At 51.4% G+C, this 12,620-nt stretch carries 12 protein-coding genes; 9 read left to right on the plus strand and 3 right to left on the minus strand.

Features of this window, described 5'->3' with window-relative positions; genetic code table 11:
• Positions 1 to 14: 14 nt before the first annotated feature.
• The 7 genes from ACO2Q8_RS17650 to ACO2Q8_RS17680 all read left to right on the plus strand — a co-directional run bounded on the left by ACO2Q8_RS17650 (position 15) and on the right by ACO2Q8_RS17680 (position 6,284).
• Positions 15 to 1,196, plus strand: a complete 1,182-nt coding sequence (locus tag ACO2Q8_RS17650; RefSeq protein WP_423346168.1) for a glycosyltransferase family 4 protein — start codon at positions 15 to 17, stop codon at positions 1,194 to 1,196.
• Positions 1,193 to 2,344: a glycosyltransferase gene (locus ACO2Q8_RS17655; protein ID WP_423346169.1), complete on the plus strand. Its 1,152-nt coding sequence runs from the start codon at positions 1,193 to 1,195 to the stop codon at positions 2,342 to 2,344. Before ACO2Q8_RS17650 ends, ACO2Q8_RS17655 begins: the two co-directional genes overlap by 4 nt.
• Positions 2,341 to 3,264: a glycosyltransferase family 2 protein gene (locus ACO2Q8_RS17660; protein ID WP_423346170.1), complete on the plus strand. Its 924-nt coding sequence runs from the start codon at positions 2,341 to 2,343 to the stop codon at positions 3,262 to 3,264. The genes ACO2Q8_RS17655 and ACO2Q8_RS17660 overlap by 4 nt, the downstream gene beginning before the upstream one ends.
• Positions 3,224 to 3,799 carry a WcaF family extracellular polysaccharide biosynthesis acetyltransferase gene (locus ACO2Q8_RS17665; RefSeq protein WP_423346171.1) on the plus strand — a complete coding sequence of 192 codons (576 nt, stop codon included), beginning with the start codon at positions 3,224 to 3,226 and terminating at the stop codon, positions 3,797 to 3,799. Before ACO2Q8_RS17660 ends, ACO2Q8_RS17665 begins: the two co-directional genes overlap by 41 nt.
• A complete protein-coding gene (locus ACO2Q8_RS17670) occupies positions 3,796 to 4,548 on the plus strand; it encodes a glycosyltransferase family 2 protein (RefSeq protein WP_423346172.1) in 753 nt (250 codons plus the stop codon). Before ACO2Q8_RS17665 ends, ACO2Q8_RS17670 begins: the two co-directional genes overlap by 4 nt.
• 137 nt (positions 4,549 to 4,685) lie before the next feature.
• A complete protein-coding gene (locus ACO2Q8_RS17675; protein WP_423346173.1) occupies positions 4,686 to 5,894 on the plus strand; it encodes a glycosyltransferase family 4 protein in 1,209 nt (402 codons plus the stop codon).
• 78 nt (positions 5,895 to 5,972) lie between these two features.
• A complete protein-coding gene (locus ACO2Q8_RS17680; protein ID WP_423346174.1) occupies positions 5,973 to 6,284 on the plus strand; it encodes a hypothetical protein in 312 nt (103 codons plus the stop codon).
• Positions 6,285 to 6,382: 98 nt separating this feature from the next.
• Here the strand turns inward: ACO2Q8_RS17680 and msrA are convergent, their stop codons facing one another.
• The 3 genes from msrA to ACO2Q8_RS17695 form a co-directional block, all read right to left on the minus strand.
• Positions 6,383 to 7,039, minus strand: a complete 657-nt coding sequence (gene msrA, locus ACO2Q8_RS17685) for a peptide-methionine (S)-S-oxide reductase MsrA (protein WP_423346175.1) — start codon at positions 7,037 to 7,039, stop codon at positions 6,383 to 6,385.
• Positions 7,040 to 7,125: 86 nt separating this feature from the next.
• Positions 7,126 to 7,803, minus strand: coding sequence for an SGNH/GDSL hydrolase family protein (locus tag ACO2Q8_RS17690; protein ID WP_423346176.1), 678 nt, complete (start codon positions 7,801 to 7,803; stop codon positions 7,126 to 7,128).
• Between the two features lie 116 nt (positions 7,804 to 7,919).
• Positions 7,920 to 10,385 (minus strand): TonB-dependent receptor domain-containing protein, encoded by a 2,466-nt coding sequence (locus tag ACO2Q8_RS17695; protein ID WP_423346177.1) that lies wholly within the window; start codon positions 10,383 to 10,385, stop codon positions 7,920 to 7,922.
• 275 nt (positions 10,386 to 10,660) lie between these two features.
• Here ACO2Q8_RS17695 and ACO2Q8_RS17700 point away from each other — a divergent pair, with 275 nt between their 5' ends.
• Both ACO2Q8_RS17700 and ACO2Q8_RS17705 read left to right on the plus strand, forming a co-directional pair.
• Positions 10,661 to 11,791: a sensor histidine kinase gene (locus ACO2Q8_RS17700; protein WP_423346178.1), complete on the plus strand. Its 1,131-nt coding sequence runs from the start codon at positions 10,661 to 10,663 to the stop codon at positions 11,789 to 11,791.
• Between the two features lie 15 nt (positions 11,792 to 11,806).
• Positions 11,807 to 12,535 carry a LytR/AlgR family response regulator transcription factor gene (locus ACO2Q8_RS17705; RefSeq protein ID WP_423346179.1) on the plus strand — a complete coding sequence of 243 codons (729 nt, stop codon included), beginning with the start codon at positions 11,807 to 11,809 and terminating at the stop codon, positions 12,533 to 12,535.
• Positions 12,536 to 12,620: the final 85 nt, after the last annotated feature.

A 12,620-nucleotide genomic window follows, 5' to 3' on the forward strand; every position in this document is an offset into this window, starting at 1 on the left:
TGCTCCCTGATTGTATGAAGATACTGATTGTTCACAACATCCTGTGGGCACACTACAAGGCAACGGTTTTTAGTGAACTGCACCGTCTGTCCCCCCTCTACGAGAGCACCGTTCACGTATTGCAGATTGCTCAAAGCGAACAGTCTAGAGCTAAGCTGGGAAAACCCGATCAGTTGCCAGATCAGTACAGCTACGAATTGCTTTTCGATACATACATCGAAGAGGTAAGCACAGCCGCTAAATTTCGGGCTTTGTGGGAACGGATGCGGACCTACCAACCGGATGTCATGTTGCTGACGGGCTATTACGACCCCGCCCAGATTGCGCTGATGGCCCTTGCGAAAGCGCACGGCACTAAAGTTATTATTCAAAACGAGTCGACGCCCGTCGATCAGGTCCGGTCCGGTTTAAAAGAGTGGGTAAAAAGCCGGGTCATTGCGCTGGCCGACGGTTTTTTCTGCTTCGGAACCCCGCAGGCCAACTACCTGCTTCAATTGGGAGTTCGGCCGGAGAAAATTCTGGTGTCGAACAACGCCGTGGTCGATAATGCCCGCTTGCGGCACACCTATAATCAGGCCACGCCCCACCGCTTGGCCCGGCAAGCCGATATGGGGTTAAAACCGCACAACTTCATTTACGTGGGTCGTCTGGCCACCGAAAAGAACCTCACGGCTTTGCTCGCTGCGTTTCACCAGGCACGGCAAACGAAACCGGCTTCGGTCGACTGGGGTTTGCTGCTGCTCGGCGATGGCGACCAAAAACCGGCCCTGCAAGCACAGATCCAACAACTTGGTCTGAGCGATTCGGTCAAAATCTTGCCTAATCAACCCTGGTACCGGGTTCCTGAATCGCTGGCGCTGGCCGATGTGCTGGTGCTGCCCAGTTTGTCGGAGCCCTGGGGGCTGGTCGTCAACGAAGCGATGGCCTGCGGGATGCCAGTGGTCGTTTCTAACCGTTGTGGCTGCGCGCCAGATCTGGTGCAGGATGGGCAGAATGGTTACCGGTTTGATCCCCTTCGGCCCGGCGAGTTGGCTGAGCGATTAAGGCAATTCACCACAGGACAGGCGGATCTGTTCTTGATGGGACAGCGTTCTGAACAACTGATTGCTTCGTTTGATCCGTCGGTCGTGGCCCGGAAAATGATGGAAGGATTTGTAAAAGTGAGTCGCGGGTCGTTATTTCAAGCTTCCTTATGAACATTCTCCACATCTGCGCCTACTCCTGGAATATTGGTGGCCCACCCCGAATCATTTACGATTATACCAGCGTACTGGCCGCTCAGGGTGAGCAAATTACCATTCTGACACCGATGTCCGAAGGCGAGGTGCTGTACACGACGGCCCCCGGCGTGCGGGTGGTGGAAACCAAACGGCACTGGTTCGCCCGGTTTTTTCCTGAATTTTCACCCGGTTTATACAAATATCTCCGCGAGCACGGCAACGAATACGATATTATTCACATTCACGGCATCTGGCACTTTGGCTCGGTTGCGCCCTTTTTTGTATCCCTCCGCGCCAAAAAAGTTATCACCATTCATGGTTTGCTCGACCGTTGGACCATCCGGCAGGGCTATTGGAAGAAAAAAATCATGTCGTGGCTGCTCCAGAAACGACTGTTGTGGCAAACACCCCTGATTCTGATCAACAACAAACGGGAAGAAGAAGACGTCCGGCGGTATCTGGGAGAGCAGCATCCTAACGTGCAGATTATTCCGAACGGTTTACGGATTTCGGAATATCAGAACCTGCCTGCCCGGGGCACGTTCCGCCAGCAGCAGCACATCAGCGCCAGCCAGCCGATGATTCTGTTTCTGAGCCGGATTCATATCAAGAAAGGGCTGGACATATTGCTCCCCGCCTTTCAACAGCTTCTGAAAACACATCCGGATGCCATCCTGGTACTGGCAGGCCCCGACGACGGCTATTTATCTGATATTCAACAGTTTATTGAAACAAATCTGCTTCAAAATAGCGTTCGGTTGCCGGGAATGCTCATCAAGGAACAGAAACTGGCCGCTTTTGCCGATGCCGACGTTTTTACGCTGCCCTCCTATTCCGAAGGCTTTTCGGTGGCGGCTATGGAAGCGCTGGCCTGCGGAGTGCCGTCGGCCCTGACCGACAACGTCGGCTTCAGCGATTATTTGCGTTCGTACGAAGCCGCCGTGATCAGTGACACCACAGTCGAGTCGGTCCGCGACGGGCTGGCCTACCTGCTCGATCACCCCGACGATGCCGCCCAGATGGCCCGCAACGCCCAGCACATGATCCGCGAAGTGTGCGACATCAACGTGGTGGCCAACCAGGTTCTCGACGCTTATCACCAGCTTGTTCCGCAACAGGTATGAACGACGTTTCTGTTATTATTCTGACGCATAACGAAGAAAAACACATTGGCCGCTGTATCGGCAGCCTGTTGCCGTTTACTGACCAGATTTTCATCGTCGATTCGTTTTCCACCGATCAAACCGTTGAAATTGCCCGAGCCATGGGCGCGGTGGTTGTGCAAAACCCCTGGGTCAACTACGCGACGCAGTTCAATTACGGCATTCAGCACACGCCGTTCAAAACAGCCTGGCTCATGCGGATGGACGCCGACGAGTATGTGTTACCCGAACTGGCGGCTGAAATCAATAACCGGCTGGCGGGCCTTCCGACGGATGTAAGCGGGATTTACGTCAAACGGCGGGTGATGTTCATGAACCGCTGGATGCGGCACGGCGACTACTACCCCATCTGGCTGCTCCGGCTCTGGCGCAGCGGGCAGGGCGTTTGCGAAGAAACCTGGATGGACGAACACATCAAGCTCTCGACCGGGCGTTCCATCCAGTTCGAGCACGATCTGGTCGATCATAACCTCAATAATTTAACGTGGTGGACACAGAAACATAATTTGTACGCCATCCGCGAGGTCATCGATATTTTGAACATTCGCTATAACTTTGACCAGTCGATCCGGGTGGAACCGAAGCTGTTTGGCACGCAGGAACAACGTAAACGGTATCTGAAACTCCGGTATGCGTCGTTGCCGCTGTTCACCCGTCCGTTTTTGTACTTTTTTTACCGGTATTTCCTGCGGCTGGGATTGATCGACGGTCGGCCGGGGTTGATGTGGCACTTTTTGCAGGGGCTCTGGTACCGGTTTCTGGTCGATGCGAAACTCTACGAGGTCTATCACCGCGTAGGAACCGATAAACAGGCAATCATTGATTTCTTCCGAACAGAATATGGAAAAGACCTCCTGGCCCAACGGCCGGGCCAGCACTGATCTGTCGGTCTACGACAACAGCTGGTGGAAGCCCGGTCCAAAGTGGAAAATCATTCTCTGGTTTCTGGTCAGCCCGGTTTTCATCAATACGTATCTGCCCGTTCCAATGGCCCTCAAACGATTGGTCTTGCGACTTTTTGGGGCCAAAATCGGCGTTGGTCTGGCCATCAAACCGGGTGTTAACATCAAATTTCCGTGGCTGCTCACCATTGGAAATTACGTCTGGATTGGCGAGAAAGTCTGGATCGACAACCTGACCGAGGTAACCATCGGCGACCACGCCTGCATTTCGCAGGGAGCCCTGCTCGAAACCGGCAACCACAATTACCGTATCCGGACATTCGACCTGTTTGTCAAACCGATTCACCTCGAAAATGGCGTCTGGATTGGCGCAAACTCGGTGGTCTGCCCGGGTGTCACCTGCCATTCCCATTCCATTCTGACGGCCGGATCGGTGGCGACGCGCTCGCTCGATGCCTACGGTATTTACCAGGGAAACCCGGCGGTTTGGGTCAAAACCCGCGAAATTGCATGAAAGTAACGATCATTACCGTCGTCTACAACGGTGCCAAAACCATCCGCGACAGCATTGAATCGGTGCTCAACCAGACGTATTCGAATATCGAATACATTGTCATCGACGGCAATTCGAAGGATAACACCGCCGAGATCGTACGGTCGTACGGTTCGCGTATAACCCGCTTCGTTTCTGAACCCGACAAAGGGCTGTACGATGCGATGAACAAGGGGCTACGGCTGGCCACAGGCGATGTGATCGGGTTCATCAATTCCGACGATTTTTACAAACACAATCAGGTGGTCGAAAAGGTGGTCCGGTTGTTCGAAACCACGGATTGCGACGCGGTTTATGGCGACGAAATTTACGTCGACCCCGATAATACCGAGAAAATTGACCGCTACTGGAAGGTGGGCGAATACCGGGAAGGTGCCTTTCTGTGGGGCTGGATGCCCCCCCACCTGACCTGCTTCATCAAACGGTCGGTTTATGAACAATACGGCAACTATACCCTAAAGCTAAAAAGTTCGTCGGACTACGAATTGCTCCTCCGGTTCATCCATAAACACAGGATTAAACTTAGCTACTTGCCCGAAGTACTGGTGGCCATGCGGTCCGGCGGCATCAGCAACGCGGGGCTGAAAAACCGCTGGCGGGCCAACCGCGAAGACCGGGAAGCCTGGCGGCTCAACGGCCTGCGACCTTACTTTTTTACAGTTTTACTCAAGCCCCTGAGAAAATTGGATCAACTATTGCCGAAGCTATGAATATAATGCGTTTCTTGCACCGCCTAATAAAATTTCCAGCCGTATAGTCAATTTTAATTGTACTAAAGTTATAAAACGGTAACATTTACGCTCTGTTCAGTGAATTTACTATCTGACATATCATCACACCTACCGCTATGAATCTGGAATTACTTCTGGCTTATATCCAAAATAAGCTTACGGATGATTTGTTTCAACTGGGTCTTTACCAGTGTCTGTTGTCGTTCCTGGTTGCCTGTTTTGTTGCGGTTGTTTCTATTCCGGTTATCATCAAAATTTCGGAGCTGAAATTTCTCATGGAGAAGCCCGGCCACCGGAGCTCCCATAAAACCGCCACCCCGACGTTCGGCGGCATTGCGGTTTTTGCCGCTATTCTGATCAGTTACTTCCTCTGGCCCGCCATTGACCAGACGGATATTTACCGCACGAACCTGTCGGTGGTTGGCATGTCGATTCTGTTCTTCGTCGGGATTAAAGATGATATGGTCGGCATCGATCCAAATAAGAAAATCTTCTTTCAGGTCCTGCCGTCGCTGATTCTGATTTTTTTCGGTAAGCTGCGGATTGATTACCTCTACGGAATTTTCGGCCTATATCACATCAACGATGTGTTTGCCATTCTGATCACCTGCCTGATCTTCATCACGATCATCAACGCCATCAACCTCATCGATGGGATCGATGGGCTGGCGGGGGCTATTTCGACGCTGGCAAGTCTGACTTTCGGGAGCTGGTTTTTGCTGACGAATCACTTTGCGATGGCGTGTCTGGCGTTCACTTTGGCCGGAGCCCTGATCGGTTTTCTCCGGTTTAATTTCTCGCACACCAGCAAGATTTTCATGGGCAACACCGGCTCACTGATTCTGGGCTTTCTGCTGTCGTTTTTTGCCGTGCGGTTTATCAACCTGAACAATTCGTTCCGGTTCGATCCGACCTCGTTCTTCAACGCCCCGATCATTGCCATCGTGATCCTGATTGTACCGATTTTCGATACGCTGCGGGTTTTCCTGGTCCGGATTATGGCGGGTCGCTCCCCCTTTTCAGCCGACCGGAATCACATGCACCACATCATGATCGACAATGGGCTGTCGCACGCAGCGGCCACGGCGGTTCTATGCGGTGTTTCGCTGCTCAACACGGTCATGTTCTTCCTGTTCCACCGGGATATTTCAAACACGGCTTCGCTCTTCATTCTGATCGGGATGTTCTTTTTGTATATGGCGATCGGTGTTTTGTTAAAAATGCGGGCCCGCGTTCAGGCCATCGACAAACCGCGCCGGAAAGGTCTCTACCTCAGCCAGTTGGTCAACGCTTTTTCCGGACGAAATATTCTGAAATACCTATAATCAGCTTCCGGCGGTTTCCTTCTGCCAACAATCGATCCGTTTGATGGTTATGATTCCATCATCAGTTACGATTGTATTATGGAAAATCAAAACAAAGGGGCATCGACCGATGACGCCCCAAAACCCGATACCCGCTCCCGGCAACCTGGCCCGAACGATCAGAGCGATATTCCTCCGCTTTCAGAAGCCGATACGGCCCCGATGTACACGGACTTGGGCGTAGGCGGTGTAGAAGATCCTTACAACAAAGGCGAAGACGAAGCGATGGATACGCTGCTCTATACCGACACGCACACGGCGATCAATACCACCGAAAACCGTTCGAATTCAATCGCGTACGAAGGCGAAAACGACGACCTGACGCTGGAGATCGATCCGGAGGATTTGTAAACGGTTTACCGTGTTCGATATTCAATATTCGATGTTTAAAATATTGAATATCGAATATCGAACACCGAAATGTCGGTAAACTGAAAACCGTAAACCCGTCACGAATTCGGCTTATCCTCGCTTTTCAGCTTGCCGTGCATCGCCTTGCGGAGCTTGGCAATTTTAGGCATCGACACCGACCGGATGTACGGCTGGTTGGGGTGCAGTTTGACGTAATTCTGGTGGTATTTTTCGGCGGGGTAGAAAACTGAGAACGGCACAACTTCGGTCACCACCGGATTTTTGTAATGCCCCGAAGCATTCACCCGTTGGATGGCGGTTTCGATGGCCTTCTTTTCTTCGGGCGTCCGGTAAAACGCCACCGAGCGGTAGTCGCGGCCGACATCCGGCCCCTGGCGGTTGAGCGTCGTCGGATCGTGACCCGCGAAAAAAGCCGTTAACAGATCGTTGTAACTAATTACCTTGGGATCATAATAGACCTGGACGGATTCTGCATGACCGGTTTCGTCGGTTCCGACCTGCTCGTACGTCGGATTTTTGACGTTCCCGCCGGAATAGCCCGAAATAACTTCCCGAACGCCTTTGAGCTGGTCGAAGCCTTCTTCCTGCGCCCAGAAGCAGCCACCCGCGAAAGTCGCCACCGCTTCACCCGGTTTTAAAGCGGGCAATTTAGCCGGGTTCGTATCCTGCGTCTGCGCGGTCGTACAACCGGCCCAAAAAATCAGTACCAGCACTCCTATTTTGACACTGTTCATAGCCTTGATTGATTTATACGCTATGAACAAAATTCATCGAAAGCCTGTTCATTCAGGCCTGCAAATCACGGTTTTATCGCTTTTGCTTATTTCTTGTTGGTTAGAATATTGATGCTCTGGTTGATGCGTTCGGCCACCAGGGCGTAGCCTTTCGAGTTGAGGTGGAGTTCGTCGGCCCGGAGCGAAGCCGGTACCACATCATCCGTATGATCGATGATGTCGGCCATGCTGGTCGGGTCGTACTTCGAAAGCAGGTAAGCGTGAACGTTGACGTAGTGATCGCCGTATGTCTGGTAAAGATCGTTGTTCAACTGAGTGATGGCCTTATGATTCAGCCCAAAAACCTGCTCAGCCGGACCGTTATGGCCGTTGATAATACTTAGCACCAGATACCGGGAGTGGCCCAGCACTTTCACCATCGAGGCAATATCGGCTTTAATCTGGTCCGGTTCGAGGTAGTTGTTACGGCCCACCCAGATGATGGTATTGTAGGAATGTTTCTCTTTGTCGGCCAACATTCGCTCCGCAATCTGCTTGCTGGTCTGCCCCGCAATACCCTGATTGATCGTCTTGTACCCCGACAGGCGTTCAAGTTCGACCAGATACGGCGTTCCTCCCACGCCTTCGGTCAGGCTGTCTCCCCATCCAACGATGATATCCGACGTAGACCGGTCAGGCTCTACGCCCGTGCCGCTACACCCCCAGAAAGTAAAGACAAGTAAAAGAATTCCAAGACGCAGGAAAGAAGCAGGTATACAGTTCATTGACAAATTAATAGGCCGGATTCTACTTTAGGAGTGAAATTGGATTGCTGAGCTGGAATGATTTAGTAACGATGATTGAGTCCAAAAATTGCAAAATTACGGGTTAAACGTTACCATTAATTTTGCACCCTCTCGCGTTCATCGCCGACAGTCGCTCTCCTACCTGGCATGTCCTTGGATACGGTTTTTCCAAACGAGCGTGAATATGTTAGTCTGAACACCGGGGAAATCCGGGATTCAGTGTCGATCCTGACGTGGTTCCGAATTGCGAAAACCTCTTCGGTAAGCGATCCATAGCTGACGTTGATGCGCATCGTTCGCAGCAGGTCCGTCACCAATACCTGAAGGCTTCCGTGGTTGTTTTTCAGTTCCTTCTTGATACCGGCGTTGAGCGCCCCCATTCCGCCGACCCGAATCGTCCCGTTGTATGAAGCCGAATTATACCAGCTACTTACTTCAACCGTAAAACGCCGGGGCAATTTAATCGTCTGGCCCATAGTTAACGAATAACCTACGTAGCTTTTATCGACCGGTTTAGGCGTATAATCCACGCTGAATTGCCGAAGTCCACCAGTAAATCCATAATTCATCTCCCACCCGGTCGTCGGTTTTAAGGGCAGATTGATTTGCAGATTCAGGGTATTTTGCCAGCGCATGTTTTGTGGAGTAACATACAACAGGTTTCGGGCGGGGCCTTCCGAAAGCTGATACCGGGCAATCGGATTTTCATCCCGACTGACAAACAGAGCAAACGAAGCATTACGGTATGTCAGCCCCAGCTTGAGGGTGTTGGTAAGCGTTGGCTTCAGCATCGGATTGCCCGTGTAAACCGCCGAAGGATCACTGTATCGCACAAAAGAAGCCAAATCGGTATAGGAAGGTCGACTGATCCGTTTCGTATACGATACCTGCAGTTCCGATTCGCGCTTCAGTTTGCGGGTCAACAAAACACTCGGGAACAACATACTGAGCTTTCGGTCAACCACAGCCGCGCCAGTTTCCGGATTGTTCATCGTAGTACGGGAGAATTCGTACCGGACGCCGATCACCAGGTTGGTGGCTGGCCTGATCTGCGCAGTGGCCGACGCATAAACCGCTCCGATGCCCTCCCGCATGACCAGCGCAGTGGCGGTTTCACTCCGATTGACCCAATGGTCATCCAGCAGGCTCTCAAGACCTGCTTCGCTAATTGTTTTGGTAAAGGTGGCTTTCGCTCCCGCTTCAAGATTCAGTTTCGTGGATAATTTCCGGTTATAATCTACTTTAACCACCCCAATCCGAATTTTAGTATCGGCAAAACCGCGCTGACGGGGAGCAAAAAGGCTATCGTTGGTCCCGACCGGGCTTCCATCTTCATTCCGGAAAGAACCGTACACTTCGGTGGGACTCTGGTTGTTAAAGAGCAAATAATCCAGATTTAGATTCAGGACTTCACCTTCCCGATTCTTTCGTTCAGCGTAGAAAGAACTGACCAGGTTCCGCCAGCGGTTCAGACCATCGATAGTACCTCGAAACAACAAAAGGGAATCGCTGGGCAAAATGGTATACGACAACCGGTTGAAATTTGTAGCTTTTCGTATACTCTGACTCCCGTTTACACTGAATCCCAGCGTAGTTTTTGCGTTCAGTTTTCCATCGAGTCCGATCACAAGGTCATGGTTATTTTGCAAGGCCCGGGTGGTATCATAGGCCAACACATGCAGCGAACCGCCCAGGGCGGGCATATGCTGCCGGCTGTCGACAAACATCCTGGAATAAGTCCGGTCACGGAGCCAGGAATACGATGCATGGATGCTGACGTTTCCGGCCGTGTGCGACAGGGTTCCGCTCCCGCTGCCCTTTTCTCCCCATCCATACCCACCGGTCAACGAAACCGTCCCGTTTGTTCCGGGCTTTACGCTCTTTTTTAGGACAATGTTGATGATCCCAGCGCTACCCTCTGCATCGTATTTGGCACCGGGCGTTGTCAGAAGCTCTATTTTTTCGATGGCATCGGCGCTCATCCCGTTGAGCAACGCTACTACCTGTTCAATGGGCATACGCATGGGTTTCCCGTTGAGCAACACCGTCACCCCAGTTTTCCCGTTCAGTATCAGTCCGCCATTTCGGTAATCGATCACCACGCCCGGCGACCGCTCCAGAATCTGCAAAACGGAGCTTCCTTTCGACAAAACGCTGCTCCCAACGTTCACGACCAACCCTTCAAGGCTTTGCTGGTATACCGGTTTTTCACCCCGAACCACCACCTCGCCCAGTTGCCTGGCGTCTTCCGTTAAAAGGTGTTCACCAAAGGCCTTGCGCGGCTGCGCAGCACTCAACTCAAAAACCGGCGACTCCCAGCCTTGATAGCCCAGACTGCTCACCCGGAGTTTGTAAGCGCCCGGAGCCACCCGGTCAAGCAGGTACTGGCCCTGCTCGTCCGTTTGCGTAGCCAGTACCATGGTGCTGTCCGCAGTCCGAAGCAATAAGACGTTGGCAAACGGAACGGGTTGGCGCGTAGACGTCAAAAACCGTCCGGAGACCTGTCCCAGGACGTGGAATCCACCCCCCAAAAGTATCAACATGAGTAACAGCAGCTTCATCGTTGCGGTTGTTTAAGACCGGCAACAAAGAAGGGCAAGGGGAGAATGAATCGGAAAACGAAATGATCACCGGCCAGAACCTATTGACCAGTTGCTTGGAATACCTTTGAAATCAGCTTGTTAGAATTGAACCGGAAAAATTTACCGATCGTCGGCGGTGAGCTGACGTTGGTCAAGTATTTCAGCCGGTTCGTGTAAGAGATTAACATAAATGATCGGAATCCGTGTATTTTAGAGACGGATACGGTTTTACTAACCAATCGTGCGGAACAACGATGCGCGTATTACCCTACGACCAATCTTACACGAATTGGTTTTTCAGATACAAACTTTACCACCTGCCGTTCTGGTTTCTCTACCATTACCTCTGGTGGGTTATTGGGTTGGGCAATCCTGCCAAGGCGCTTAACACCCTGTTTGTTCTACCCTACGCCATCAAATACAGCTTTTACGTGCTTTTTCAGGCGCTGGCGGTGTACTTCAATTTGTATTACCTGATTCCGACGTATCTGGAAAAAAGCCGGTTTTTCCGTTACGGCTTCTACCTGGCCCTGACCATTTCCGTCGCTACGTTATGCACCGTTTCCGGGTATTATTTCAGCGCGTACGTTTCCGGCCGGACGCTGGCCGAACTCTACGGTGGCAGCACCGAATCGAATTGTTTTTACCGTTTTGTGGGCAACGCCCTGCCCTCCACTGTCGCCAGCATGACGCTGGCCATGAGCATTAAACTCACCAAAAACTGGATTCAGACCGAACGGCGGCAGCAACTCCTCGAAAAAGAAAAGCTTGAAACGGAGTTGAAATTTCTTAAGAATCAGTTTAACCCTCACTTTCTGTTCAACACGATCAATTCCATTTTTTTCCTGATCCATAAAAACCCCGACATGGCCTCGGCTTCGCTCGCCAAATTCTCCGAATTGCTGCGTTACCAGTTGTACGAATGCAACGATCAGCAGATTTCGCTCGACAAAGAGATTTCCTATCTTGAGAATTTTATTGAGCTGGAAAAGCTCCGCCAGAACCAGAACATAGAAGTCGTATTCGAATCACAGGCCGGTTTTTCCGATCATTTGGGCATTTCTCCTTTCATTCTGATGGCATTTGTTGAAAATGCGTTTAAACACGTTTCCCGACAACCGGATCGAACCAACTGGATCGAGATCCGGTTATCCGTCGTCGGACAACAACTCGACTTTTTTGTTGCCAACAGCACAGCCCCTCAGCAAACCCGGGAGTTGATCCACTACGGCGGCATCGGTTTGAAAAATGTGCAGCGAAGACTGGATCTTCTGTACCCCGCTCAACATGAACTGGTTATCCAGCCCAGCCCTACTGATTTTACCATCCACCTTCGATTGCACCTGAGTGCATCTGTACCGGCTCCTATCCTGCAACCCGTTTGACCTAACCCTGGCCTGATGATGAACTGCGTAATTATTGACGACGAACCGCTGGCCCGGGAGGGGCTGGCCAATTACGTACGCGAGGTCGATTTCCTGGACCTGGTTGGTACCTGCGAAAACCCGCTTGAACTCATCACCCTGCTCGACCGGCAAGCGGTTGATGTAATTTTTCTGGATATTCAGATGCCAAAGATGAATGGCATTGATTTCCTGAAAATTGTTCCAAAACCGCCCCTAGTGGTTATTACGACGGCCTATCCGAGTTATGCCCTGGAAGGGTTTCAGCTCAATGTGCTCGACTACCTGCTCAAGCCTATCACCTTCGACCGCTTTTTCAAAGCCGCCAACAAGGCCCGGGAATACCACCGCCTGCTGACCCAATCGAATCCGGAAAACGCTGCGAAAGCTGCGGGAAAAGCGGATTACTTCTTCATCAAATGCGGTAACAAATACGAGAAGCTTTACTTCGACGACATTCTGTTCGTAGAAGGTCTGCAAAATTATGTGACCATCTTCACTTCAAAGGGCAAATACATCACGCTGCTGAATCTGAAGAGTCTGGAGCAGAACCTGACCAGTCCGGCTTTTATTCGGGTACACAAGTCTTACGTAGTGGCTACGGACAAAATCGACGGCCTTGAAGGCAATGAAATTTTCATCGGGCCGCATCGCATTCCGATTAGCCGAAACTACCGCGATCAGGTACTGAATGACATTCTGACCGATAAATTGTGGAAAAGATGACCCCCCGTACGTTTTGATTCACCTACTATTCTGCTATAAACCTGTCAAAATTTCAGTTTTAACCATCGACCCATTAGAAATAAGC

The organism is Larkinella sp. VNQ87, assembly GCF_049445795.1.
Lineage (GTDB): Bacteria > Bacteroidota > Bacteroidia > Cytophagales > Spirosomataceae > Larkinella.